This window comes from Bradyrhizobium guangdongense (assembly GCF_004114975.1).
Lineage (GTDB): Bacteria > Pseudomonadota > Alphaproteobacteria > Rhizobiales > Xanthobacteraceae > Bradyrhizobium > Bradyrhizobium guangdongense.
This window is the reverse complement of record NZ_CP030051.1, coordinates 5057976-5081435: the sequence shown is the minus strand read 5'-3', so window position 1 is coordinate 5081435 and position 23460 is coordinate 5057976. Positions and strand designations below refer to the sequence as shown.

The following is a 23460-nucleotide window of genomic DNA, read 5'->3' as shown; positions in this document are numbered from 1 at the left end:
TCCCCTTTATCGCCGCGAGCTCTCCAATGGGCCCGGGACAAAGAGGAAGGTAATGTATGCCAGATACCATATACAAATGGATTGGTGTGCTGCTACTTCGCTTTCCAGCGGAATGTGTCTAACGTGCAACTATTCCTGACAAAGCGTGTCGCGCGGCGATCTGCCGCATTGCGGTGTGTCGAACTGGTTCCGTCCGGAAAAGAATGTAACTTCCGTGACTTGCCTTAAGCGCCCCACGGCGTCTCGCCGCGTCCGAGGCGGTCGGCGATGTCGGTCTGGAATGCCGGCGGCCCGAACGCGAACCACTCATCTCTGATCTGGTAGACGAGCAGCCGCCTGTTCTCGGCGCAAAATCGCGTCAGCCAATCCAGCGCTTTCTTCTTCGGCTGCTCGCCGACAGGCACCACGACATCCACGGGCAGACCCTGCCAGAAGAAATTGGCGGCCAGCATGATCATGCTGGATTGATCGGGCCGCATCCAATCCGGCAGCGGGCTCGAAGCAACCAGCCAGCCGCAGACGAATTCGCGGCAGGGGTGCTGCGGACGTTCGAGATAGATCGAGCATCGGTGCGCAATGCTGAATGGGCACGCTTGCCCTTTGCGCACCTTGTGTCCGCGCACTTCGATCTGCAGCCAGCCATCGCAGCAGGCCGTGCAGCTTCCGCAGGTTCTGGTGACGTTGCCGCTCACGGGCGAAACCGCTGCTCCAGGCGCATCTCGATCGCCTATGGACTAGCAGCACCCTTCAGGAACGAGCAAGACCCGCAGCTGCGTTCCCGCTCGCGCCTATGCGTACAGATATCCGACCGGCTTGCCTTCGGTGCGCAAGGGACGGATGTCCCTCCGCGTGATGATCTGGCCGGCGAGACCGTCGATCTCGTCGCGCTGGGTCGGTGTCCAGCTGCGAAGGTTGTCGATCCCCTTGAGAAGGCCGAGCCGGAGCATCTGCGTGTTCTCGCCGACGGCGATCAGGCTGATCGCATTCTTGCCTGCGGTCACGACGTCGCCGGCGGCGAGCTCGAAGATCTCGCCCGCCTTGTTCTTGAACTCGGCCGTGCCACGGATGACGCGATAGATCACGACCTCGCCCTTGGCGAAGGAGGCGGCATCTGCCGAGGCCGATGTGCTCTTCGGCAGCAGCGACTGGCCCCGCGGATCGGTCGCGATGATATGTCCGGTGACGAGCTGGCCGCTCGGCGCTTCGATCCCGATATCGCGCACGTAAACCGGCTGCGCCGATTTGACCGAACCGTCACTGAGCGGCTTGAACAGCGCATCAAGCGCCAGGGGATCCTGAAGCCAGAAGCCGGCATTTGCAGGCCGATCATGCAGCTCGTGGCTCCAGGCCACGCGCGGCGTCTCGGCTTCGTCGATCTTGTCAGGTCCGACGATCGTCGGATTCGGAAACGTGGTTGGGTCGGTGATGAAGGCTTCGAGGAATTTGCCGGAATAGCCCATCGAGATCGGATCCGGCACCACCGTTTGCGGCGTCTTCAGGTTCTCTTCGGTCGAGAGGCCCGACCAGGTGTAGAATAGCTGGCGATGCACGATCGCGCTTTGCAGCATCACTGCGCCGGGGCCGACATTGTAGAAGCGCCCGTCATAGTCGAACGTGAACGCGCCCGAGGTGACCAGCACCAGCTGAAAGCCGCCCGGCGGCAGATGCAGATGGAAGTCGGTGGGGCCGGTGTCCGGGCGATAGATCGGCAGGTTGGTCGCGACCTCGTGGAGCAGGAAGGTCTCGTTATTCGCGTGAAAGCCTTCGTTCGCTCGGTTGTAGAGCGCTTGCGGGCGATAGGTCGCTTCGAACTTCGCATTCCTGTCGCGGTCGATCGCGACGAAGTCCTGTGCATTGAGGCGGAGCGGCGCGCCGTTCGGGCGGGTGAGGCCAGTCGTCCTGAGATCGCCCGCAGCATGCACGTTCATGACGTTCTCCGCTCTGCGCCGTTGCTTCGCTCGGTAAGTGTCGTTGCGATTTTCGGGCCAGTTCGTTTGCGAAGCGGCAGGCGAGCCGGGGGCTGCGACGCGGCGAGTCCGTTCAGGGAAAAATCCGGTGGTTGCATGGGACGTTAGGTCGCGCGCCGGCTTGCATCCTCCGATGTTGAGCGGCGGGCCAGCGCTTCCTGAGCAACGAACCGACTTGTCTAATTTGTCGGCAAGCATCGCCAGCGCGCGTGCAGCGGCGCGGGTGACCGACGCGCTGCCGCGTTGGGGATTAGCGCGATGACCGCGCGGCCGGGCAGGGCGATTGACAATATGTTCATGTTTTGTTCTTATCGTGTGACCGAGATGGAGGCCGCCATGGACAACCGCATCAGCGAGATCAGAAGAACCATCAGAGCGCTCCGCGTCAGCATGCGCGAGGCTGAGGCGATCATGCATGAGCAGATCAATCGCGACGAGGACTGCAGCTTCGTGGCGCAGGAAGTCATCAAGATGCGCTCGGTCATGAGCCTGCTTGTGAAGGAGCGCGCCGCACTCGGCGATTTCGAGCCGATCGTCGTGAGCAGCTTCTTCATCCCGCGGCGGCGGTCCGCGCGTAAGCTCGCTGCTACACCGGCGCCGACCGCCGAGTCCGTGTTCCGTCCGCGGCTTGTGGCGCGGGTTTGAGGCGGGGCGCCTTAATCGAAGGCGTGAGGCGCGGCCCGATCCGGCTTGCCGGCCGGGCTGTCTGCCCACTTGGCCATCTCCATGGTTCGTGCGTCGAGGCTCTCGCACCAGAAGCAGCTCGGCCGTGCGCGCCCGTTCTCGGACAAGATCGGGATCAGGCTGTGGCCGCAACCGGCGCAGCAGGTGATGTCAGTCATACATTCCTCGACGACGTAGCAAATTCAGGGATGATTTTTTCGTTGGTGAAGCTTGCGCGAGCGCTATGAGGGCGCTCCAGCGCGACGCGCGCGCTCGTTGCTGAAATCCTCGATGTCGCGATCCAGCGGCAGATGCGGCTTCCTGTCGCGCGGCGAGCGCATCGTGAGGTGCACCAACGGGCCGCCCCGCTCTTGAGTTCCCTAAGTTCGAATCGGGTTGCGTTAATTTCCTCGCAGTGTAGAACGCGCCTCGGGTGCTCGCTGCACGTGGCAGCGACAGGTCAAGCGATGGTCGGGCCGCCACGCAGGATGCGTGTGCCCATGAACGATCAGCTGCCCGGCAGGCAATTGCCGAAATCCCTTCCTCTTGTCGAACGCGCGCTCGTTGCGCTCCAGCAGTTCCTGCACATCGAGGCCGTCAGCGGTGGCGCGCTGCTCGTGGCTGCAGCCGCGGCATTGCTGTGGGCCAACTCACCCTTCGCCCATTCCTATCACGATCTCTGGAACCTGACCGTCCCGCTTCGGTCAGGCGAATTCGCGTTTACGCGATCGCTGCATTTCTGGATCAACGATGGATTGATGACGGTCTTCTTTCTCGTCGTCGGCATGGAGGTCCGTCGCGAAATCCACGAGGGCGCGCTGAGCCGGTTCGATCAGGCGATCCTGCCGGTGCTGGCGGCCATCGGCGGCGTGATCGTGCCTGCGCTGATCTATCTGAGCTTCAACAACGTCGCAGGTCGCAGTCAGGGCTGGGCGATACCGACCGCGACCGATATCGCCTTCGCGGTCGGCGTGCTCGCTCTGCTTGGGCGATCGATCCCCGCGAATATCCGCGTCTTTCTGCTGGCTCTCGCCATCATCGACGACATCATCGCCGTTCTCATCATCGCGCTGTTCTACAGCAGCGGACTCGACCTCAACGGCTTTCTCATCGGATCGCTCGGCGTGCTGCTGGCGCTCGGGCTGCAGCGGCTCGGCCTGAACTCCGCGTTTGCCTATGTCCTGCCGGCGCTCGTCGTTTGGGCGGGATTCCTCATGGCCGGAATCCATCCGACGCTCGCAGGCGTCGTGCTCGGCTTGATCACGCCGGTGCGCTCCGCACGTGAGGAGATCGTGCCGCCGGTCATTCGCGTCGAGGCGGCGCTGCATCCCTGGGTCGCTTACGCCATCATGCCGCTGTTCGCGCTGGCCAATGCCGGCGTCGATCTTCGGAGCGCCGAACTCAGCGGCGGCGCTGAATTCGTGACGCTCGGCGTCGGGCTTGCGCTTTGCGCGGGAAAGCCGATCGGCGTGATCGCTGCGACCTGGCTTGCCGTGCGTGTCGGCCGATGCCGACTGGCGCCGGACGTGACGTGGACTGGTGTCTGCCTCATCGGATTGTTGGCCGGAATCGGCTTCACCATGTCGATCTTCATCGCCATGCTCGCATTCACCGATGAGCGGCTGCTGGACGCCGCAAAATTCGGCGTGCTGCTCGGCTCGCTCATCTCGGTGACGCTTGGCCTCGGCTGGGGCGCAGAATATGCCCACCGGCAGCGCGCGCAGGCCGACCATTGATGCGGCGGCTGGTCGCAGTCATGTCGCCTTGATTCCGGATGGCGCGGCTTTATCTCCAGTGCGAACAAGAATCCGGGCCCCTCTGGCGAGGACGTCGACGAAGTCGGCCAAACCTCGCGATGTCGGATGAACCTGTCCCCGCGCGAATGCGATGGATCGGCCGATTGTCGGGCCTTCTCAAGTTCCCTCCGACACAATCGTCTCGATCGCAGCTCCGCGCGGCCATTTCGCAAATAAGGGAGCATCGATGTCTGACGTGAACACTTCCACTCCGATCGAACTCGAGATTACCGAGCCGCGTCGCATCAGCGAGCAGGCTGCCGCGGCGCTGGTGATTGCAGGCGCGCTGGTCGCCGTGGCCGACCGCCGCGTGTCCCCGGTCGAGCGCGACGAGGTGATCCGATTCATCAGGGAGCGCGACTTGGCGCCGCATATCGGCGATGAGCGCCTGTTCGCGATGTTCGACGAACTGGCCGAACGGCTCGAGGAGCCCGATTTCGCCAATGTGGTGACCAATACGCTGCGCCCGGTCTCCGACCTGCCGCTCTCGTCCCATCTCATCGAACTGTCGGAGCGCGTTGCGGCCGCGGACGAGGACGTGCATCCGCATGAGGTGCAGGCGATCAAGCTGTTGCGCCTGCTGACGCTGGTGCTGCCGCGCGCGAAACCGGTCGGGCCCGCCGCAGTTAACGTGGTGACCAAGGAGTGAGCATGAGCGTAGCGTCGGACGAGCAGGCAACGAGATCCGGTCACGGCCAGCCGGCCGGCGGCGACGCGCGGCTCGACGCGCTCGTCCACCGGCTGCCGCCGCGCCTCGCCGGCACCGTCGACTATCTCCTGCAACCGTCCAGCCGCTGGGTCCGAATTCCATCGGGTGCGCTGCTCATCGTCGGTGGCGTGCTGTCCTTCCTGCCGGTGCTCGGCATCTGGATGCTGCCGCTCGGCCTTGCGCTTCTCGCCGAGGACGTGCCGGCGTTGCGGACCTCGCGCTCAAAAGCGTTCGACTGGATCGAGCGCCGCAAGCCGCACTGGCTGGATCCGTCCGTTTCGAAAAATGATGAGACATGACTGACTTCATCACGGCCGAGGCGCTGACAGCGCTGCTCCAGGTCGTCCTGATCGATCTTGTGCTCGCCGGCGACAATGCCGTCGTCATCGGTCTTGCCGCGGCGGGCCTTCCCGCGGGGCAGCGCCGCCGCGCCATCGTCGTCGGCATCATCGCGGCCACCGGCTTGCGCATCCTCTTTGCCGGCGTCGCGACCCAGCTCCTGCAGGTGATCGGGCTACTGCTTGCGGGCGGCGTGCTGCTGCTGTGGGTGTGCTGGAAGATGTGGCGCGAGCTGCGGGAGCAGTCCGCGCATTCCAGCGAACTCGCGTTCAGCCATGGCGGCGGCGGAGGCGCCGCACCGGCGCCGCGCAAGACCTTCAGGCAGGCGGCGTTGCAGATCGTCGCCGCCGACGTCTCGATGTCGCTCGACAACGTGCTCGCGGTCGCGGGCGCGGCGCGCGAGCATCCCTACATCCTGGCCTTCGGGCTCCTGCTGTCGATCGGACTGATGGGAGTTGCCGCAGATCTGCTCGGCCGCGTGCTGCAGAAGCAGCGCTGGATCGGCTATGTCGGTCTCGCCATCATCGTCTACGTCGCCTTCGAGATGATCTATCGCGGCTCGCTCGAGCTGGCTCCGGTCATCGCAAGTCTCTAAGTCCCGTCTTCGTCTTCCTGGAGTGATCGATGTCGTCCGAACCCAAAGCAGCTTTGGCCAATCCGCCGATCGGCCTGTTTCCGCGGCTGATCTTCGGCTCGCGCTGGCTGCAATTGCCGCTCTATGTCGGCCTCATCGTCGCGCAGGCGGTCTATGTGCTGCTGTTCCTGAAGGAGCTGTGGCACCTGGTCGCGCACTCGTTCGACGCCAGCGAGCAGCAGATCATGCTGGTCGTGCTCGGCCTGATCGACGTCGTGATGATCTCGAACCTGCTCGTGATGGTGATCGTCGGCGGCTACGAGACCTTCGTCTCCCGCCTGAACCTGCGCGGCCATCCCGACGAGCCGGAATGGCTCAGTCACGTCAATGCGAGCGTGCTCAAGATCAAGCTTGCGATGGCGATCGTCGGCATCTCGTCGATCTCGCTGCTCAGGACCTTCATCGAGGCCGGCAATCTCGGCACCACGCGCAGCAATTTCACCGAGAGCGGCGTGATGTGGCAGGTGCTGATCCACCTGACCTTCATCGTCTCGGCGATCGGCATCGCCTGGGTCGACCGCCTCGGCGACACCGCGCACCGCAAGGAGAACGGCCACGGCTGAGCGCGCAATCCGCTCCTCAGCTGCGATAAAACGAACCTCGTCCGCGCGCCAATGTCTCGGACGGCATTTCGCCGAAGGCGCGCTTGTAGCCGACCGAGAAGTCGCCGAGATGCCAGAAGCCGTTGGCGAGTGCCGCGGCCTTCACGGTCAATCCGCCGCCTCCGGTCATGAGCAGGACGCGAACGGCCCACAACCGCTTGAGACGCAGATAGTGATGCAGGCTGACGCCATGCACCACTTGCGTCGCAGTCTGGAGCGTCCGCACGGATACGCCGAGCGCGGTGGCGAGGTCGTCGCTGTAGAGCGGCTGGCTGCCGAACAGCTCGACGACCTCGTCGAGCCGGGCAATCAGCTTGCGGTGCCTGTCGAACGACCCAGGGCGAGTAGCGAGAGACCCTGCAGGCACCAGTGCGGCATCGAGGCAAGCGAACAGCGTTTCCTGGATCGGGCGGTGGAGCGCCTCGAACTGCCGAGGATCGTCGCATCCCGAAGCGAGCGAGAACATTTCGAGAAAGGCGGCGCGGAGACGTGCCATCGGGTCGTGCTGCGGACGGACAGTAGCGAGCCCGGTATCGAAATCCGTCCATCCGCGGTGCCGCATGTCCGAGTTGAAGCGCAGCATGAAGTAGGTGTTGGGCTGGTGCTCGATCGAGACGACGGGCGCCTTGCCGCGCACGACGCCGATCGTCGAACTGTCGATTTCGACGCCATTGGTGATGGAATGAAAGGTGAGGGGGACAACGAGGCCGATGCCGGTATCCGTTCCCATCTCGGCTTCAAAGCGCCGGGCGAAGGCGCGCTGCAATACGAACACCCCGCTCTGAAGCGGCAGGATGGCCCGTGTCAGCGAGAACTCGCGCGGACGAAGCGGGGTGCTGGTGCCGAGCCCGAGCACCTCGTTGGCGCGGAATTCGGCGTAATCCGAGAAGCGCTCGATAGTCAGGACACGCGATGGCTTCAACCGGTTGAGCGGCATTCGGGATCCAGAGGCGAGGGGCAGCGAGCGGAACCACAAGATACCAACGCCCGACCAGCGGCTATATTCCGGGAAAATACTGCCAGTTCAGATCACGGGATGTGCGGATACGCCGCACTCTCTCGCCGCTCGCGCTCACCCAGTTCGCGGACCAGCTCCTGCAGAAATGACTCGGTGAAGGCGGGCAGGGTGCGCTCGGCGCGGACGTAGATGCCGAGATCCGACCATACCGGGCTGCCGGCATTGTCGAGCGGTAGGAACACGAGCTGCGCATCGCGCGACAATCTAGTGATGCCGAGCTGGGTCTGGAAGGCGACGCCGACGCCGCGCGCGGCGAGCTCGCGCATGAGGTCGATCGAGTTGGCCTGGATCGCAGGCTCCGGCGTCTCGTAGAGCTGCGCGATCAGCGGCTGCAGCAAATGGTAGATCGACAGCTCCGGCAGCGCGTGAATGACCGGGAAGGCGAGGCATTGCTCCAGCGTCACCGTCTTGCGGCGCGCCAACGGATGCTCGCGCGCCACCAGTGCGCCGAGGCGAAACCGCTTCAATGCGACCTGCCGCAGGTCAGGTGGATGCCTGAGCGCCATGGCGATGCCGATATCGGCTTCGCCCCGCCGCAACGCTTCAAGCACGTCGGACGATCCCATTACCATCGTGGTGAAGCTGACGCGCCGGGCCCGGCTGCGGTGCGCGGCGATCAAATCCGGCAACACCGATTCCGTGAGGGACTCGATGCAGGCGATGCTGATCGTGCCGTGCCAGGCGCCGGAGAGGGACGCGACGTCCGAGCGGAAACGGTCGAGATCCTGGAGCACGTTCATGACGTGGCGGGCCAGCATCTCGCCGACCGTCGTTAGCGTCAGGCCGCGGGCGGTGCGCTCGAATAAGGGTGATCCAACCTCTTGTTCGAGCTTGAGAATTTGGCGGCTGACGGCGGACGAGGCGACGTTGAGGAGGCGCGCGGCGGCCCGGATCGACCCGGTGCGGCGGACGGCATGGAAGTATTGGATGCTAGGTGAATGAAAGCGCATGGGACCCCTGGACCGCACTATAGCCGTTGCCGCAACGGCAGCAATGTGTACGAATTTCTCTGCCTTTTGAGAGCGCCCGTTTCACCCTAGTGTCACGGCCGACGGGCCCTCGGGCCCGCGCGAGGACGCGCCCGCAACGATGCGGCAGGGGATTTTGGGTGAACGAAACGATCGTATGCGAGCCGGAGCATGGGCGGGATGCCCGTCTCGTCGACCGCCGCCGCGCGGCGGCCTATGTCGGCGTCACGGCCGGCCGTTTCGAGCAGCTGGTGCGCGACAATGTCGTGCCGCCGCCGGTGATGGTCGACAACAAGCGGCGCTGGCCGATCGCGTTGCTCGACGAGGCCAGGGACGCAGTCGGTGGCAGCATGCCGTCGCCGTCGGCTCGGAGAGCCGATGTCGAGATGCGCCCGTGTGATCGCGACGCCCTGCCGTCTTCGCGCGAGCTGCCCGATGCAGCCTGGTTCGAGCAGCGCGCGAGCTTCGTGCAACGCGTCCGCCGTTCGCTGCTGTCGGGCAACGAGATCCGGCTGCTGCGCGAATTCAAGCTGCTCAAGCAGAACGAAATCAGCATGTACGGCTATTATGGCAGCTTCGAAGCGCTGATGGTGCGTGGCTACATCGTCGAGATCGGCCGCAAGCCGCCGCCGAGCCGTCCGCTGGTGACCTATCGTCTCACCGCGCCCGGCGAGCAGGTGATCGCCGCGCTGAAGGACGAACCGGCGTTCTGACCCGAGTGGCCGGTCTGTTTCAGATTGCATCGGTTCGAGCGGCCATGGCGGTCGGCTCGATGAATTCCAAAGAAAGTGGGCTGGACGAGGGTCGACTTATCGATATATCGTAATGGATATAGCGAGTGCATCCCCGAGACTGGCGATGGAAATCAAGGTGAGGCAGCTCACGATCTGCGAGGTGGCAGCCGATGGCGGCGCGATCTCGCTGGGCTTCGAGGATGTGGCGGGCAATCCCGCCGCAGTCAGCGTCTCGCTCAGTCAGATCGGCGCGCTGATCATGACACTGCCCGGCCTGCCCGAGGCGGCGCTGAAGGCTCGCTATGGCGACCAGAGCCTGCGCTACGCCTATCCGCTCGCATCCTGGATGCTGGAACAATCCACCGACACGACCCAGCGCATCATCACGCTGGAAACCGAGGAGGGTTTCAAGGTCCGCTTCTCGATCCCCAAGGACGAGCAGAGCCTGCTCGGCGAAGCGTTGACCCAGCCGATGCCCGGGATGACGGTGCGGCCGAACTGATGCAGCATCAGTCGGCAGTCTCCATCCTCGCCTGCAGCCGCCGGATTTGGAAGCCGGTCTTGCTCTGCTCGAAACCGGCTGAGGCATAGAAGGCCAGGGTCGACGGCTTTCTGGAGCCGGTCATCAACATGACCTTGTAGCAGTCGGCCTGCCATGCGGCGGTGACGGCTGCCTGCAGCATTTGCTTGCCATAGCCCCGGCCCCTGCACGCGGCGTCGGTGACGACGTTCTCGATCAGGCCGTAGGAGTGGCCGCCGCGCGTCAGATTGGGGATCACGACGAGCGTGCAGGATGCTACAACAGAACTTGCCCTGAGCCCGATCAGGACCGCGCTTCCGCGATAGGCCCCTAATTCGTCGAGACGCTGTGCGGCTAGGTCGAGTGGCGGAGTTTCATCCTGGGGATCGAGGTGGCGGTAGAGCGCGAGAAGCTGCGGCAGATCGGAGGGTAAAGCGGAGCGAATGACCAGCGCCTCGTCCATGCGCGTCCCTCCGCTCACGATTTGCGCGAGCGGGCGATGTCGCTCCTGAGCGCTTCCAGCTCCTTTTGCACGGCGCGAGCGGCGTCGCGCTCGATCTTGCGGTAGCGCGCGACGAGCTTTTCGCCGAACGGCGTCAGCATGGCGCCGCCGCCGTTCTTGCCGCCGGCCTGCGGCTCGACCGCCACCTGTCCGCAGATGCGGTTGATCTCGTCGACGAGATCCCAGGCGCGCTTGTACGACATGTCCATGGCGCGCCCGGCGCCCGAGATCGAGCCTTGCTCGCGGATCTGCTCCAGAAGCTCGATCTTGCCGGGCCCGATCCGGTCCTCGCCGTCGAGGTCGATGCGAAGGCTCAGCTGGGGCAGCGATTTGGCGCTCGCGCGCGACATGACGGGCTCTCTTGAATGGCTCTCGATCAAGATTGCCATTGTTGCCCATCGACGACAAGTGAAGGCGAGCCGCCGCGTCATCGCACAGCGTGCATCTCCAGGAATGCCTTCACGCCGGTCACGGTGCCGGTGTCCGACGGTACGTAGCCGGGAAGCGTCGCGACGGCGGCACGGAAATCGGCGCTGCGGATGATTTCGAGAATGCGCTGCATGGGCGCGGTGTCGAGGAAGGCGCGCTTGCAGACGAAGAAATAATCCTCGGTGAGGAGGCGGATGAAATCGAGGCCGAACTGACGGGCGGCCGCCTCGACGCCGAAGCACGCATCCGCCATGCCGCTGGCGACATAGGCCGCGACCGCGGCGTGGGTGAACTCGATCTGCTGCGCACCGTTGATCTTGCTCTCGTCGACACCCTGCGCGGCAAGCAATTGGTCGAACAACAGCCGCGTGCCGGAATCATGATCGCGGTTGACGAAGCGCACGTTTGGCCTGGTGAGATCATCGAGCGAGGCAATGCGCCGCGGATTGCCGCGGGCGACCATCAGGCCCATCTCGCGGGTGACGAAACTGATGATGCGGTCCTCGCGCGGATCGAGCCATTCGCGCGCCGCCTTGATGCCTTGCGCGCGCAACGCGCCGTGCGGCAGATGCAGGCCGGAGAGATCGCAGGCGCCCTGCGCCAGCGAAACCAGCGAATGCTGGTTGCTGACGTAGCGCAGATCGACGCCGATGCCGGGCTCGCGGTCGAGGAATTCGCGCAGCTTTGCCACCGCAAAACCGTGGCTCGCATGGACGCGGATCACGGAGGGACGCTGTTCGAGAAACGGCTTGATCTCGCTCGCGAGCTCCTGCGCGAGGTTTTCCAGCTGCGGCCCGAGCCGCGCCTGCATGCGCTCGCCGGCCCACACCAGCCGCTCGCCGAACGGGGTCAGTTTCGAGCCCTTGCCGCGCTGGGTCTCGACCAGCGGCGTCCCGAAGAACTCCGACCATTGCTCGATCAGATTCCAGACGTGCCGGTACGACAGGTGCGCATCGCTCGCCGCGCTCGTGATCTTTCCGGTCTTCCGGATTTCATTGAGGACACCGAGCATGACCACGGCCGTGCGCGGGCTGCCTTCCTGGCGAAACCGCCAGACGGCCTCGATTTCGATCTGAAGCATCGGCCTTCCTTATGAAATTCGCTTCATATGTGGACCGTCCAATTGCAAGCCATATCATATTTACTCCTACGATATCTGGCCTAGCTTCGTACAGAAGATCTGGAGGAAATATGATGTCTGTTGCATATGACTTTGCACATTCGCCGGCCGCCGAGTTCATGGCCCGGCCACAGCCTCTCCTGATCGACGGCCGCCGCGTCCCGGCGAGCTCCGGCCGCACCTTCAAATCCCTCAATCCCGCCACCGGCCAGGTCATTGCCACCATCGCCGAAGGCGGCGAAGCCGATGTCGCGCATGCGGTCGCCGCCGCGCGCCGCGCCTTCGAAGGCCCGTGGCGTACGATGCGCGCCTCCGAGCGCGGCCAGATCCTGCTGCGCTGGGCGGACCTGCTGAGAGCGCACGCCGACGAGATCATCGAGCTGGAGTCGATCGATGCCGGCAAGCCGATCGCAGCGACCGCGCGTCAGGACTTTCCGGCCGCTCTGGACACGCTGACCTACTACGCCGGCTGGGCCGACAAGATCAGCGGCGATGTCGTGCCGGTGCGTGACGAGGCCCTGACCTACACGGTGCGCGAGCCGGTCGGCGTGGTCGCGGCCATCGTGCCGTGGAATTTCCCGCTGATGATCGGCATGTGGAAGCTCGCGCCGGCGCTGGCCTGCGGCTGCACCATCGTGATGAAGCCGGCCGAGCTGACCTCGCTGTCGGCGCTGCGAATCGCCGAGCTCGCGCTCGAAGCCGGCCTGCCGAAGGGCGTCTTCAACGTCGTCACCGGACCTGGTCGCATCGTCGGCGATGCGCTGGTCAATCACCCTGATGTGGACAAGGTCACCTTCACCGGCTCGCCGGGCGTCGGCCGCGGAATCATGAAAGGTGCCGCAAGCAACTTCAAGCGCGTCTCGCTCGAGCTCGGCGGCAAGTCGGCCAACGTGATTTTCGACGATGCCGATCTCGAAGCCGCGAGCAAGGCCGCGGCCTCAGGCATCTTCTTCAACGCCGGACAGGTCTGCTCGGCCGGCTCCCGCGTGCTGGTGCAGGAGAGGGCCTATGACGAGGTCGTGGAGCGCCTCGCGGCGCGCGCGAAGTCGATCAGAATCGGCGATCCGCTCGACCGCAAGACGGCGCTCGGGCCTGTCATCTCCGAGAAGCAGATGAAATCGATCCTCGACTATGTCGACATCGGCCGGCAGGAAGGCGCGAGGCTCGTCACCGGCGGTGAGCGCGTCGGCGAGCGCGGCTACTTCATCAGCCCGACGGTGTTCGCAGATGTCGCGCACGAGATGCGCATCTCGCAGGAGGAGATATTCGGTCCCGTCGTCAGCGTCATCAAGTTCAGGGATGAGGCTGATGCCTTACGGATCGCCAACGGCACCGCCTACAGCCTCGCTGCCGGGGTCTGGAGCCGCGACATCGGCAAGCTGCAGCGCTTCGCCAAGCGGGCGCGGGCCGGCACAGTCTGGATGAACACCTATGGCTATACCGACGTGCGCCTGCCCTGGGGCGGCGAGCGCGATTCCGGCCTCGGCCGGGAGCACGGCACCGCCGCGCTCGACAATTTCACCGAGCCCAAGGCTGTCTGGATGAATCTGGCCGTCTGATACCTCCCGAGCGGCCAACCCTGGAGCCCGCCTGATCCGGTCAGGCGGGCTTCTTTTTTTGCAATCGATAAAATTGTCGGCAATTCGCTCAGCGGCGGCAAACCCTGCAAACAAGAAGGAGAGCCCCTTAAACCAGAGCTTTGGAACCGGCCTGCATCCTGCGCGCAAAAGGGCAGGGCAACATCATGTCAGTTCTCAAGGAGGTCATCGCAGCGGTCGCGGGGGTCTACGCGCTCCTGTTCGTTTGCGACGCATTGTTCGGGGTCGGCGAGGCGCGCTTCGACGATTCCTATTACAGCGCCAGCTTCTATGCACCGAAGCCGCAGGAATTCCGCTTCGCTGGCGATACGCCGCCCGCAAAGCGCGTCAGTGACGCCTTCGCGCAGTTCTCGGCGGCCGAGGCCAAGCCGAACAAGCGCTATTCATCGCTGACGACGATCATCCGCTAAGCGCGCCCGGCCGCATGTTCGCGGGGATGTTGACCCGCGCGTTGCGGGATCAGCAAGAGGCAGGCCACCATGAACGCGGCGATCACGGCGGAAGCCAGCGGCCGGCTCAAGGCCAGGCCGCCTTGGTCGAGCGGCTTGTCGAGGAAGTCGCCGACGGTGGCGCCCAGCGGACGCGTCAGGATGAACGCGGCCCAGAACAGCGTCACGCGTGAGACGCGGGTCCAGACATACAGCGCTGCGACGACGGCGAGCCCCGCTGCAAAGATCAGCGCGCCACCACGATAGCCCAGGTCGCCGGTGTCAGCGATCCAGTCGCCGAGTGCGGTGCCGAGCGTCTGTGAAAACGTGATCGCGCCCCAATAGAACGCTTCGGCCCGCGGGCTGCTGACGCTGTTGACCGAGATTGTTCCTTCCGTGCGATACCAGAGGCCGAGCACCAGCACGAGGCAGGTGAGGAGCAGCGTGGATCCGCCGGTATAGCCGATGCCGAGCGAGCGGTCGGCGAAATCGGCCATCGTCGTGCCGAAGGTGGTCGAGGCCACGATGGTCGCCCAATACAGCGCCGGGTGGAATCTCCGCGCACGGATTTGCGCGGCGACAAGGACGACCATGGCCGCCAGGAACAGGCATGTGCCTGCGAGATAACCCCAGTTCAGCGTCATCGTGACCGTATCGCCGCCGGTCTCGCCCAGTGTCGTGCCGGCGATCTTGATGATCCAGAAGCCGAGCGTGACTTCGGGGACCTTGCTTTCGCTGAAGAGGGCGCTCTCGCTGGAATCTTGCATGATCTCCTCGCCGCGCGCGATCAATCGCGTTGCCGACGGTGTGCAGTTGGCAAACGGTAACGGCTGAGATCAGTTTCATGGGATCGGTGACGTGAAGAAGGCGACTTCCTTCAACAAGGCGTGACGCTCACTCCCCCTGGATCCATTCCGCCACGCCGCGCCACAGCGTGTCGCGGTGCTCGGGGCGGAAGAAACCGAAATGGCCGATCGCCTTGGCGCCGACGTCTGACGGTTTGACGTCGAGCACCTCCGGCTTGATCGACGTGAAGCCTGATGTCAGCAACTCGACAGCCGGCCGCGTCGCCCAGGGATCGTCGGAGAAGCAGAGCGCGCGCAGCTCGCCCTTGAACTTTGCAAAATTCTCCAGCGCCGGCAGTTTGGAATCGAACAGATAGCGCGGGCTCGAGACCCAATCCGCCCATTGCAGGAACACGCCCTTGGGCAGATCCTCGCCGATGCCGGCCCAGCCCGGTGCGTAACCGAGCGCGTGGGTGAGCGGAACGCCGATGAGGTTCATGAAGGCGAAGACGCGGTATTTCTCCGGCGACGTCATCAGCCGCCAGGTCGCGGCCTGCGAGGCGACGAACGCGGCGCGCGAGATCTCGCTGTTGTTTTCGATCAACCCGAGCGCCTGGCCGCCATAGGAGTGGCCGACATAGGCCAGCGGCAGGGTGCTGTAGCGCTCGCGCATCCAGCGCACCGCGGCGGTGACGTCCTGCGCGGCCCAGTCCGACATCGAAGCCTTGAAGCCGACCAGCGATTTCGGCCTGTTGTAGCCGACCATGGCCGGCAAGCGGGAGTCGCCGATGCCGCGATAATCGTAAGTGAGCACCGCGCAGCCGCGATGGGCGAGGTAGGAGGCGAAGCCGCGATAGATCTTTCGTGGGACGGCGGTCGCCGAATTGATCAGCACGGCATGTCGCTTGGTGCCGCGCGGCAGGAACAGGGTGCCGGCCAGCGCATAACCGTCGGTCGCCGGCAAGCTGATCTCGTCGATGAAAACGTCGTCCAGTGGCGCATCCATGGATGGAAGCTGTCTTGCCGGTTTCCTCAGGCGACCTCTAGCAAATGCGAATTCAGCTTTTCCTGCAAGGGTTTGCAATGCAAAACGGATTTACAACTGGCGGTGTCGTGCCAGCCTGTGTATAAGGCGGCCCTCGCAACCCACAGATCAGGTTGCACTTTTTTGCTTCACGGAGAGATTGCGATGTCCGAGCGGTGGACGCCCGAGTCCTGGCGCAGCAAGCCGGTGCTACAGGTGCCCGACTATCCCGACGCCAAGGCTTTGGCCGACGTCGAGGCGCAGCTGGCAACCTTTCCGCCGCTGGTGTTTGCCGGCGAGGCGCGCAATCTGAAGAAGGCGCTGGCCCGTGTCGCGGCCGGCGAGGCCTTCCTGCTCCAGGGCGGCGACTGTGCCGAGAGCTTTGCCGAGCATGGCGCCAACAACATCCGCGACTTCTTCCGCGTGCTGCTGCAGATGGCGGTGGTGCTGACCTATGCCGGCGCGGTGCCGGTGGTGAAGGTCGGCCGCATCGCCGGCCAGTTCGCCAAGCCGCGGTCCTCGCCGACCGAGAAGGTCAATGGCGTCGAACTGCCGAGCTATCGCGGCGACATCGTCAACGACATCGCCTTTACCAAGGAAGCGCGCGTGCCGGATCCGCAGCGCCAGCTGATGGCCTATCGCCAGTCGGCTGCGACGCTGAACCTGCTCCGCGCCTTCGCGACCGGCGGTTTCGCCAATCTCGGCAGCGTGCATCAGTGGATGCTCGGCTTCCTGAATGATAGTCCGCAGTCCCGCCGCTACAAGGAATTGGCCGATCGCATCTCGGACGCGCTCAATTTCATGCGCGCCTGCGGCCTCGATCTGGAGAGCCATCCCGAGCTGCGCGCCACCGATTTCTACACCAGCCATGAGGCGCTGCTGCTCGGTTACGAGCAGGCCCTGACCCGCGTCGATTCCACTACCGGCGACTGGTACGCGACCTCGGGCCACATGATCTGGATCGGCGACCGCACCCGCCAGCTCGATCACGGCCATGTCGAATATTTCCGCGGCATCAAGAACCCGATCGGCCTGAAGTGCGGCCCGTCGCTCAAACCCGACGAGCTGTTGAAGCTGATCGACGTGCTCAATCCCGACAATGAGCCGGGCCGGCTGACGCTGATCAACCGCTTCGGCTCCGACAAGGTTGCCGATCATCTGCCGGGCCTGATCCGCGCGGTGAAGCGCGAGGGCAGGGTGGTGGTCTGGTCGTGCGATCCGATGCACGGCAACACCATTACGTCGACCACGGGCTACAAGACGCGGCCGTTCGACCGCGTGCTGTCGGAGGTGAAGTCGTTCTTCACGATCCATGCGGCGGAAGGCACCCATGCCGGCGGCGTGCATCTGGAGATGACCGGCCAGGACGTCACCGAATGCATCGGCGGCGCCCGCGCCATCACGGACGAGGATCTCAACGACCGCTACCACACGGTCTGCGATCCCCGCCTCAACGCCGAGCAATCCATTGATATGGCCTTCCTGATCGCCGAACTGCTGAAGCAGGAACGCGCCGGCAAGGTCCGGCCGATGCCGACCGCAGCGGGGCTCTGAGACCTTGCTGCGCATCTGGAAGGCCACGATCAATTCCCGCAACGGTCTGGCCTTTGCGTTCCGCTCGGAGCAGGCCGTCCGCGAGGAGATATTTGCGCTGATCCTGTCGCTGCCGGTGGCGTGGCTCGTCGCGGCGACCGCGATGCGCGCGGTCGAGCTGGTCTGTGCGGTCGCCTTCGTGCTGGTGGTCGAGCTGCTCAACACCGCGATCGAGAAGCTCGCCGACCGCCTCACCATGGATCACGACAAGCAGATCGGCCGGGTCAAGGACATGGGCTCGGCCGCGGTCGGCGTTGCGCTGCTGATGGCCGGCGCGTTCTGGATCATCGCCATCACCGAGCGATTGGGATTTCTCTAAAGCGCGGAGAATATCCATTGCGCATGGGCGTTCGACGTTCCTTCACCTCTCCCCAACGGGGAGAGGTCGATTTGCGTCTCGCGATGCGGAGCATCGTCGAACGCAAAGCGGGTGAGGGGGTGTGGATCCCACGCGAAACCGTAACCCCTCACCCGGATTGCTCTGGACGATGCTTCGCATCGCCAGATGCAATCCGACCTCTCCCTTCGGGAGAGGTGACAGCGAGAGCGCCATGACCGAACGTCTCAACGCATTTGCAGTCACGCTCGCCCAGCTCAATCCGACCGTGGGCGACATCGAGGGCAATGCCGCCAAGGTTCGCTCGGCGCGCGCGCGTGCGATCGCCGATGGCGCCGATCTCGTGCTATTTCCGGAATTGTTCATCGCCGGCTATCCGCCCGAAGATCTGGTGCAGAAGCCGGCCTTCCAGGCCGCCTGCCGCGCCGCCATCGAAGCGCTGGCGCGCGAGACCGCCGACGGCGGCCCGGCGATGCTGGTCGGCACGCCCTGGGTCGAGGACGGCAAGCTCTACAATGCCTGCGCGCTGCTCGATGGCGGGCGTATCGCCGCGCTTCGCTTCAAATGCAATCTGCCGAACTACGGCGTGTTCGACGAGAAACGTCTGTTCTCGCGCGGGCCTGCCGCGGGTCCCGTCACCGTGCGCGGCGTGCGGATCGGCGTGCCGATTTGCGAGGACATCTGGCTGGAAGAGTCCGAGGACTACGAGAACGTGGTCGAGACGCTGGCCGAGACCGGCGCCGAGATCATTCTGGTGCCGAACGGCTCGCCCTATGCCCGCGACAAGAACGATGTGCGTCTGTCGGTGGCGGTTGCGCGGGTGACCGAAAGCGGCCTGCCGCTGATCTATCTCAACCAGGTCTGCGGCCAGGACGAACTCGTGTTCGACGGTGCCTCGTTCGCGCTCAACGGCGATCTCTCGCTCGCGGCGCAACTGCCGGCATTCGCGGAAAGCATCACCACGCTGCGCTTCACGAGGACCGGCGGCGATTGGCGCTGCACCGGTCCGATCGCGGAGCAGCCCGAAGGCGACCGCGCCGACTACGCCGCTTGCGTGCTGGGCTTGCGCGACTATGTCGGCAAGAACGGTTTTCCCGGCGTGCTGCTCGGCATCTCCGGCGGCATCGACTCGGCGCTGTGCGCGGCGATCGCGGTCGATGCGCTGGGCGCCGATCAGGTGCACGGCGTGATGCTGCCGTATCGCTACACCGCGGCGCATTCCATTGCCGACGCCGGCGAGCTCGCCGGCCATCTCGGCATCCGCTACGAGGTGCTGCCGATCGCGGAAGCCGTGACCGGCTTCGAGACCATCCTGTCCGGCCTCTTCAAGAACCTGCCGCCTGATATCACCGAGGAGAACCTCCAGGCGCGCACCCGCGGCACGCTCTTGATGGCGATCTCCAACAAGATCGGGCTGATGGTGGTGACGACGGGCAACAAGTCGGAGATGTCGGTCGGCTATGCCACGCTCTATGGCGACATGAACGGCGGCTTCAATCCGATCAAGGACATCTACAAGACGCAGGTGTTCCGCCTGGCGGCGCTGCGCAACAGCTGGAAGCCCGACGGCGCGCTCGGACCCGCGGGCGAGGTGATCCCGCCCGACATCATCACGCGTCCGCCGTCGGCGGAATTACGCGACAACCAGACCGATCAGGATTCATTGCCGCCTTACGACGTGCTGGATGCGATCCTGGCGCGTCTGGTCGAGCGCGAGGAGCCGCTCGACCGGATCATTGCTGCCGGCTTCGACCGCGAGACCGTGACCCGCATCGACCATCTCCTCAATGTCGCCGAATACAAGCGCCGCCAGGCCGCGCCCGGCGTGAAGGTGACGCGGAAAAATTTCGGCCGCGATCGCCGTTATCCCATCACCAACCGCTTCCGCGATCGCGGCGAGACATTGCCCGCGCCCGACGAGACGCTGGTCTCGCGCGGCAGCAAGGCCTCGATCGACGCGTTCGAGGGGTGAGTTGTTGCTTACCTCTCCCAAAGGGAGAGGTGGACCACGAACTCACAGTGCAGCCGGAGCTACTTCTGTTGCGGCAAGAACTGCGGGCCGACCGAGCGGATCGGCTTGTTCTCGGATGTGGTGGTGGGGCTGGCATCTGCAGGGGGCGCCGTCGGTGCTGCGGCGGTGGCCGGCGCAGGAGCTGCACCCTTCTTTCCATTCGCCGGCGCGCCCTTGGTGAGCTGCCGCTGCTGCATTTTTTTGGCGCTCTCCTCGGTGACGATGATGTCGCCCTGCTGCTCGACGGCGGCCTTGTCGTCGGCCGATTTCAGCGCGTCGGCCCAGCTCTGGCCCGCCGCCTTGCAGGAGCAGGACGGGTTGAACTCGCTGCGGAATTTGAACGCGGTCGGCAGCGCCGTATAGGGCTGGCCGCTGATGGAGACCGCGGAGTTCATGTCCTCGCCGGGGTTGCGGTGTGCGTAGAGCACGGCTTCGGCCGCCGGGCACAGCGCCTTGCAGGTTCTCTCGTCATCAGGGAAGCGCGCCGGCACGGTCGCAAACGAGATCGGGAAATAGGCGCCGTCGCAGGTGCGCACGCACACGGTGCGATAGGTGCCGGATTGCGGGCCGCCGAAATCGGCAGGTGGCGCGCCCGGCGGCGGGTTGTTCGGGTTGTTGCCGCCACCGAACAGGTTGGTCAGGAAGTTGCCGCCCTGCGACTGCACGGCATTGGCGTATTGCGGGCCGCAATTGTTCTGCGCGAGCGCAATCAGCACCGAGCGGCGCTGGCTGTCGCGTTCGGGGCTGCCGCCGCCGGGACCGCCGCTGCGCAGGCGTTCGAGGCTGCCGTTGATCTGGTCCAGATTGGCGCGCATCTGCTGGATCTGGGTGTTGACCGGACCGCATTGCGCCGACTGGCCGTTGAACAGCGAGAAGAAGCCGGTGGAATCGCAGCCCATGCGCTTGGCCTGCATGGTGACGCGGTCGAGCTCGGCCTGCTGGCGGCTCTGGGAATCCTGGTAGCGGCGGATCTGGTCCTCGCGGGCGGGATCACCGTTCGTGCCGCGGTCGAGCGCGGCGAGCTGTCCTTCCAGCCGCACGCACATCGGGTTCGGCCCGAGCCCGCCCTGGACGGGCGGAGGCGGTCCGGGCGGGCCGGCCTGGGCCAAGGCGTCGGCGGCGAGCACGACGCTGAGAAGCACGGTGCAGGCAAGCAGGGAGCGTGGACGGGACAGAGAGAAAAATTCAGGCATATCCGCCATTCTAGCGAGGTCACGGCCGGGCGTGATCTGGGGGGCCGAAGCGCGCCCTCCATTAGCCGCTTCCTGCGGCATCGTCACGTCGTTTCAGGGGCCGAAGGTGGGTCCTAAGGTCCGCCAGTTCCGAGCGAATTCAGCGCTGGCAGGTGATTGCGACATATTCGTCGCAATGGCCATGGGAGCAGTTTGCGCCGGATTTGGGGACAGAGCCGGTAATTTCGTCGGGATCGACCCGGCGGTAGCTCGATGCCTGCGCAAACTGTCGTGATTGGCAATAGGTGTGGGCGATCTGGGCGCCGCATTTCTCGCCTTTGGCCAGGCATTGGTCGACGCCGTAGCCCTCGGCCTGGTTGGCGATGATGAAGACGCGGGTCTCGGCGAAGGCGCTGGAGGCCGCGAGGATGGAGGCGCAGGAAATGAGCGCGAGCAAGGATCGCATGAAAACACCTTGGGGCAAAAACCGGGAACCGCCGGTTCCAGAATGGGCTCAAATGGTTAACGATGATGAACCATCTGCGCGGGCGGCCGGCGCTTTGCGGACATAAAGCGGCGATTTCGCGGCTCCCTTGACGGAAGCCAGCCTCATGGCCCATATGTCGCCTCATGAACGGTCTCCTCGCCATCTGCATTATTTGCCGCGAGATTACGAGCTAGCGATTCGCTGGCTGGAGCCGTCTTTTCTCAAGACACATTGAGAGCACTGGACGCCCGGCCGAGAGGGATGGGTTGTCATGGAATTGCACCTTTACGATACGTTGAGCCGGGAGAAGCGGCGGTTCGAGCCGATCGATCCAGCCAATGTCCGCATGTATGTCTGCGGACCTACGGTCTACGATTTTGCGCATATCGGCAACGCGCGTCCGGTGATCGTATTCGACGTACTGTTTCGGCTGCTGCGTCACATCTACGGTGAGAAGCACGTCACGTATGTTCGCAACATCACGGACGTGGATGACAAGATCAACGCGCGGGCGTTGCACGATTATCCGAACCTGCCGCTCAACGATGCGATACGCAAGGTAACGGAGACAACCGCAAGTCAGTTTCAGGCCGATGCAGAGGCCCTTGGCTGCTTGGCCCCGACTCATCAACCCCGCGCAACGGAGTTCGTGCTACCGCGCAGCGATGGCCGGGCAGACATGAAGAGCTTGGTTCAAGAGCTTCTCGACCGCGACCACGCCTATCTCACTTTAGGCAACGAAGGAAGGGAGATTCTGTTCGACGTAAGCTCAATGTCGGACTACGGCGCTCTTTCAAAGCGTAAGCTGGAGGAGCAAATCCCTGGAGCTCGCGTTGCCGTAGATTCTCATAAAATGAATGCGGAGGACTTTGTCCTTTGGAAGGAGTCTGGATCGAGAGATCCCGGTTGGCAGGGCGAATTCAGGCCCAACCCGAAGAGTGGCTATTATACTGAGTTCAGGATCTCTCCCGAAAACGCCGCCAGACTTCAACTAAACTCACCTGTCGTTGCCATTCATGGAAGGCCGGGTTGGCATATTGAGTGCTCGGCCATGTCAGCGGCCTACCTAGGTGAGATTTTTGATATCCACGGCGGTGGACTCGATCTCATCTTCCCGCATCATGAGAACGAAATTGCGCAATCGCGCTGCGCGCATGGCACTAGAGCCATGGCGAATTTCTGGATGCACAATGGCTTCCTGCAGGTCGAGGGCGAGAAGATGTCGAAGAGCCTCGGCAATTTCTTCACCATCCACGAGTTGCTCGAAGGTCGTTCATTTGGAAATCGTTCTTGGGACGGTCCTGTTCTTAGATTAGCGATGCTGATGACGCACTATCGTCAACCTATTGATTGGACGGTGGCTAGGCTGAAAGCCGCCGATGACCTTCTAACAAGCTGGATGCGATTGGTTGCAGACCTTCCGGTAACGGACCTGCACACGCCTCCCTCACCGCAACTTATTGAAGCCTTAGCCGACGATCTAAATTCGGCGGAAGCAATTCAATTGATCTCGCATCTTGCAAAGAGTGCGGATTCTCAGGTGAAGCGTACGGAACTGTTGGGCAATCTCGTGTTCATGGGTCTTGTCCCAGATCCTGCGCGATCGGCGGAAATCTTTGATAAGGCGATCGGTTTGTTCGCTAGCCTTCAAAGCAAGCATGCGGAAAACATGAGAAAGCTCTCTGCCGATTATGAAGAGAGATCTAAGTATGCCGGACCTGGAGTAAAGCTGGGCGATCTTTCTTCGACCAAACGAACGCTGGAAGATTTTCGGACGCTGAACGAGCTAATCGAGAGGCGCTTGGCGGCGCGCTCTCGGAAGGATTTCCTAGAATCCGATCGTCTGCGCGGTGAAGCATTGGCGATGGGGTTCGTTCTAAAAGACAGTAAGGGTACGCAAGGCGAACCATTGACAACATGGGAGGTTGCGCGATGACCCGGCCCGACACGCCGTTTCCGCGGCACTGGCTCTATTACATCGCGCTGAAGATCCTGCTGCTCGGCGCTGCCGTGGCGATTGTGCT

The 23460-nt window shown here is 63.9% G+C and carries 26 protein-coding genes; 14 read left to right on the top strand and 12 right to left on the bottom strand.

The genetic code is table 11. The annotated features are described in order from the left end of the window. Positions 1–224 precede the first annotated feature (224 nt). Positions 225–692 (bottom strand): hypothetical protein, encoded by a 468-nt coding sequence (locus X265_RS24425; protein WP_128967120.1) that lies wholly within the window; start codon positions 690–692, stop codon positions 225–227. 96 nt (positions 693–788) lie between these two features. Beyond that, positions 789–1928: a hypothetical protein gene (locus X265_RS24420; protein WP_128967119.1), complete on the bottom strand. Its 1140-nt coding sequence runs from the start codon at positions 1926–1928 to the stop codon at positions 789–791. A gap of 375 nt (positions 1929–2303) precedes the next feature. Between X265_RS24420 and X265_RS40705 the strand changes: the two genes are divergently transcribed. Next, positions 2304–2612, top strand: a complete 309-nt coding sequence (locus X265_RS40705) for a hypothetical protein (RefSeq protein WP_244659288.1) — start codon at positions 2304–2306, stop codon at positions 2610–2612. Positions 2613–2623: 11 nt separating this feature from the next. On the opposite strand, the gene X265_RS24410 is transcribed toward X265_RS40705, so the two are convergent. Further along, complete coding sequence (locus X265_RS24410; RefSeq protein WP_128967118.1) at positions 2624–2809, bottom strand: hypothetical protein; 186 nt, start codon at positions 2807–2809, stop codon at positions 2624–2626. A 321-nt stretch (positions 2810–3130) separates the two neighbouring features. Between X265_RS24410 and nhaA the strand changes: the two genes are divergently transcribed. The 5 genes from nhaA to X265_RS24385 all read left to right on the top strand — a co-directional run bounded on the left by nhaA (position 3131) and on the right by X265_RS24385 (position 6671). After that, positions 3131–4366 (top strand): Na+/H+ antiporter NhaA, encoded by a 1236-nt coding sequence (gene nhaA, locus X265_RS24405; protein WP_128969388.1) that lies wholly within the window; start codon positions 3131–3133, stop codon positions 4364–4366. Positions 4367–4613: 247 nt separating this feature from the next. After that, on the top strand, positions 4614–5075 hold the full coding sequence (locus X265_RS24400) for a TerB family tellurite resistance protein (RefSeq protein ID WP_128967117.1): 462 nt from the start codon (positions 4614–4616) through the stop codon (positions 5073–5075). A 2-nt stretch (positions 5076–5077) separates the two neighbouring features. Next, a complete protein-coding gene (locus X265_RS24395; RefSeq protein WP_164938764.1) occupies positions 5078–5434 on the top strand; it encodes a hypothetical protein in 357 nt (118 codons plus the stop codon). Next, positions 5431–6069 carry a TerC family protein gene (locus X265_RS24390; RefSeq protein WP_128967115.1) on the top strand — a complete coding sequence of 213 codons (639 nt, stop codon included), beginning with the start codon at positions 5431–5433 and terminating at the stop codon, positions 6067–6069. Before X265_RS24395 ends, X265_RS24390 begins: the two co-directional genes overlap by 4 nt. Before the next feature lie 29 nt (positions 6070–6098). Then, on the top strand, positions 6099–6671 hold the full coding sequence (locus tag X265_RS24385) for a TIGR00645 family protein (protein ID WP_128967113.1): 573 nt from the start codon (positions 6099–6101) through the stop codon (positions 6669–6671). Between the two features lie 16 nt (positions 6672–6687). Here the strand turns inward: X265_RS24385 and X265_RS24380 are convergent, their stop codons facing one another. Together X265_RS24380 and X265_RS24375 are read right to left on the bottom strand one after the other, a co-directional pair. Continuing rightward, positions 6688–7647, bottom strand: a complete 960-nt coding sequence (locus tag X265_RS24380) for a helix-turn-helix domain-containing protein (RefSeq protein WP_128967112.1) — start codon at positions 7645–7647, stop codon at positions 6688–6690. Positions 7648–7739: 92 nt separating this feature from the next. Further along, a complete protein-coding gene (locus tag X265_RS24375; RefSeq protein ID WP_128967111.1) occupies positions 7740–8678 on the bottom strand; it encodes a LysR family transcriptional regulator in 939 nt (312 codons plus the stop codon). A gap of 158 nt (positions 8679–8836) precedes the next feature. On the opposite strand from X265_RS24375, the gene X265_RS24370 reads away from it, so the two are divergent. Together X265_RS24370 and X265_RS24365 are read left to right on the top strand one after the other, a co-directional pair. Further along, positions 8837–9409, top strand: coding sequence for a hypothetical protein (locus X265_RS24370; protein WP_244659289.1), 573 nt, complete (start codon positions 8837–8839; stop codon positions 9407–9409). Between the two features lie 145 nt (positions 9410–9554). Then, a complete protein-coding gene (locus X265_RS24365; protein ID WP_128967110.1) occupies positions 9555–9932 on the top strand; it encodes a hypothetical protein in 378 nt (125 codons plus the stop codon). Between the two features lie 7 nt (positions 9933–9939). Here the strand turns inward: X265_RS24365 and X265_RS24360 are convergent, their stop codons facing one another. The 3 genes from X265_RS24360 to X265_RS24350 all read right to left on the bottom strand — a co-directional run bounded on the left by X265_RS24360 (position 9940) and on the right by X265_RS24350 (position 11962). Further along, on the bottom strand, positions 9940–10413 hold the full coding sequence (locus tag X265_RS24360; RefSeq protein ID WP_128967109.1) for a GNAT family N-acetyltransferase: 474 nt from the start codon (positions 10411–10413) through the stop codon (positions 9940–9942). A gap of 14 nt (positions 10414–10427) precedes the next feature. After that, positions 10428–10802, bottom strand: a complete 375-nt coding sequence (locus X265_RS24355; protein ID WP_128967107.1) for a winged helix-turn-helix domain-containing protein — start codon at positions 10800–10802, stop codon at positions 10428–10430. 77 nt (positions 10803–10879) lie between these two features. Next, on the bottom strand, positions 10880–11962 hold the full coding sequence (locus X265_RS24350; RefSeq protein WP_128967106.1) for a substrate-binding domain-containing protein: 1083 nt from the start codon (positions 11960–11962) through the stop codon (positions 10880–10882). Positions 11963–12075: 113 nt separating this feature from the next. On the opposite strand from X265_RS24350, the gene X265_RS24345 reads away from it, so the two are divergent. After that, the gene (locus tag X265_RS24345; RefSeq protein ID WP_164939040.1) at positions 12076–13560 is read left to right on the top strand and encodes an aldehyde dehydrogenase family protein; all 1485 of its coding nucleotides are present in this window, start codon (positions 12076–12078) and stop codon (positions 13558–13560) included. Between the two features lie 185 nt (positions 13561–13745). After that, positions 13746–14009, top strand: a complete 264-nt coding sequence (locus X265_RS24340) for a hypothetical protein (protein ID WP_128967102.1) — start codon at positions 13746–13748, stop codon at positions 14007–14009. Here X265_RS24340 and X265_RS24335 read toward each other — a convergent pair. Both X265_RS24335 and X265_RS24330 read right to left on the bottom strand, forming a co-directional pair. Beyond that, entirely contained in the window at positions 14006–14794 is a 789-nt protein-coding gene (locus X265_RS24335; RefSeq protein ID WP_128967101.1) for a COG4705 family protein, read from the bottom strand. The genes X265_RS24340 and X265_RS24335 overlap by 4 nt on opposite strands. A 127-nt stretch (positions 14795–14921) precedes the next feature. After that, on the bottom strand, positions 14922–15818 hold the full coding sequence (locus X265_RS24330; RefSeq protein WP_128967100.1) for an alpha/beta hydrolase family protein: 897 nt from the start codon (positions 15816–15818) through the stop codon (positions 14922–14924). Positions 15819–16001: 183 nt separating this feature from the next. On the opposite strand from X265_RS24330, the gene X265_RS24325 reads away from it, so the two are divergent. The 3 genes from X265_RS24325 to X265_RS24315 all read left to right on the top strand — a co-directional run bounded on the left by X265_RS24325 (position 16002) and on the right by X265_RS24315 (position 19738). Continuing rightward, positions 16002–17390 (top strand): class II 3-deoxy-7-phosphoheptulonate synthase, encoded by a 1389-nt coding sequence (locus tag X265_RS24325; protein WP_128967099.1) that lies wholly within the window; start codon positions 16002–16004, stop codon positions 17388–17390. Positions 17391–17394: 4 nt separating this feature from the next. Next, positions 17395–17748, top strand: a complete 354-nt coding sequence (locus X265_RS24320; protein ID WP_128967097.1) for a diacylglycerol kinase — start codon at positions 17395–17397, stop codon at positions 17746–17748. A 232-nt stretch (positions 17749–17980) separates the two neighbouring features. Then, the gene (locus X265_RS24315; protein WP_128967096.1) at positions 17981–19738 is read left to right on the top strand and encodes an NAD+ synthase; all 1758 of its coding nucleotides are present in this window, start codon (positions 17981–17983) and stop codon (positions 19736–19738) included. Between the two features lie 59 nt (positions 19739–19797). Here X265_RS24315 and X265_RS24310 read toward each other — a convergent pair whose 3' ends face one another. Continuing rightward, positions 19798–20979 (bottom strand): DUF2865 domain-containing protein, encoded by a 1182-nt coding sequence (locus X265_RS24310; RefSeq protein WP_128967095.1) that lies wholly within the window; start codon positions 20977–20979, stop codon positions 19798–19800. A 130-nt stretch (positions 20980–21109) separates the two neighbouring features. Beyond that, the gene (locus X265_RS24305; RefSeq protein ID WP_128967094.1) at positions 21110–21415 is read right to left on the bottom strand and encodes a hypothetical protein; all 306 of its coding nucleotides are present in this window, start codon (positions 21413–21415) and stop codon (positions 21110–21112) included. A 292-nt stretch (positions 21416–21707) separates the two neighbouring features. Here X265_RS24305 and X265_RS24300 point away from each other — a divergent pair, with 292 nt between their 5' ends. Continuing rightward, positions 21708–23372, top strand: coding sequence for a cysteine--tRNA ligase (locus X265_RS24300; RefSeq protein ID WP_244659290.1), 1665 nt, complete (start codon positions 21708–21710; stop codon positions 23370–23372). Positions 23373–23460 lie beyond the last annotated feature (88 nt).

Bases quoted from the DNA above. Each gene is read 5' to 3' on its own strand.
- X265_RS24420 (WP_128967119.1), bottom strand. From the start codon at position 1,928: ATGAACGTGCATGCTGCGGGCGATCTCAGGACGACTGGCCTCACCCGC.
- X265_RS40705 (WP_244659288.1), top strand. From the start codon at position 2,304: ATGGACAACCGCATCAGCGAGATCAGAAGAACCATCAGAGCGCTCCGC.
- X265_RS24410 (WP_128967118.1), bottom strand. From the start codon at position 2,809: ATGACTGACATCACCTGCTGCGCCGGTTGCGGCCACAGCCTGATCCCG.
- nhaA (WP_128969388.1), top strand. From the start codon at position 3,131: ATGAACGATCAGCTGCCCGGCAGGCAATTGCCGAAATCCCTTCCTCTT.
- X265_RS24400 (WP_128967117.1), top strand. From the start codon at position 4,614: ATGTCTGACGTGAACACTTCCACTCCGATCGAACTCGAGATTACCGAG.
- X265_RS24395 (WP_164938764.1), top strand. From the start codon at position 5,078: ATGAGCGTAGCGTCGGACGAGCAGGCAACGAGATCCGGTCACGGCCAG.
- X265_RS24390 (WP_128967115.1), top strand. From the start codon at position 5,431: ATGACTGACTTCATCACGGCCGAGGCGCTGACAGCGCTGCTCCAGGTC.
- X265_RS24385 (WP_128967113.1), top strand. From the start codon at position 6,099: ATGTCGTCCGAACCCAAAGCAGCTTTGGCCAATCCGCCGATCGGCCTG.
- X265_RS24380 (WP_128967112.1), bottom strand. From the start codon at position 7,647: ATGCCGCTCAACCGGTTGAAGCCATCGCGTGTCCTGACTATCGAGCGC.
- X265_RS24375 (WP_128967111.1), bottom strand. From the start codon at position 8,678: ATGCGCTTTCATTCACCTAGCATCCAATACTTCCATGCCGTCCGCCGC.
- X265_RS24365 (WP_128967110.1), top strand. From the start codon at position 9,555: ATGGAAATCAAGGTGAGGCAGCTCACGATCTGCGAGGTGGCAGCCGAT.
- X265_RS24360 (WP_128967109.1), bottom strand. From the start codon at position 10,413: ATGGACGAGGCGCTGGTCATTCGCTCCGCTTTACCCTCCGATCTGCCG.
- X265_RS24355 (WP_128967107.1), bottom strand. From the start codon at position 10,802: ATGTCGCGCGCGAGCGCCAAATCGCTGCCCCAGCTGAGCCTTCGCATC.
- X265_RS24350 (WP_128967106.1), bottom strand. From the start codon at position 11,962: ATGCTTCAGATCGAAATCGAGGCCGTCTGGCGGTTTCGCCAGGAAGGC.
- X265_RS24345 (WP_164939040.1), top strand. From the start codon at position 12,076: ATGTCTGTTGCATATGACTTTGCACATTCGCCGGCCGCCGAGTTCATG.
- X265_RS24340 (WP_128967102.1), top strand. From the start codon at position 13,746: ATGTCAGTTCTCAAGGAGGTCATCGCAGCGGTCGCGGGGGTCTACGCG.
- X265_RS24335 (WP_128967101.1), bottom strand. From the start codon at position 14,794: ATGCAAGATTCCAGCGAGAGCGCCCTCTTCAGCGAAAGCAAGGTCCCC.
- X265_RS24330 (WP_128967100.1), bottom strand. From the start codon at position 15,818: ATGGATGCGCCACTGGACGACGTTTTCATCGACGAGATCAGCTTGCCG.
- X265_RS24325 (WP_128967099.1), top strand. From the start codon at position 16,002: ATGTCCGAGCGGTGGACGCCCGAGTCCTGGCGCAGCAAGCCGGTGCTA.
- X265_RS24315 (WP_128967096.1), top strand. From the start codon at position 17,981: ATGACCGAACGTCTCAACGCATTTGCAGTCACGCTCGCCCAGCTCAAT.
- X265_RS24310 (WP_128967095.1), bottom strand. From the start codon at position 20,979: ATGGCGGATATGCCTGAATTTTTCTCTCTGTCCCGTCCACGCTCCCTG.
- X265_RS24305 (WP_128967094.1), bottom strand. From the start codon at position 21,415: ATGCGATCCTTGCTCGCGCTCATTTCCTGCGCCTCCATCCTCGCGGCC.
- X265_RS24300 (WP_244659290.1), top strand. From the start codon at position 21,708: ATGGAATTGCACCTTTACGATACGTTGAGCCGGGAGAAGCGGCGGTTC.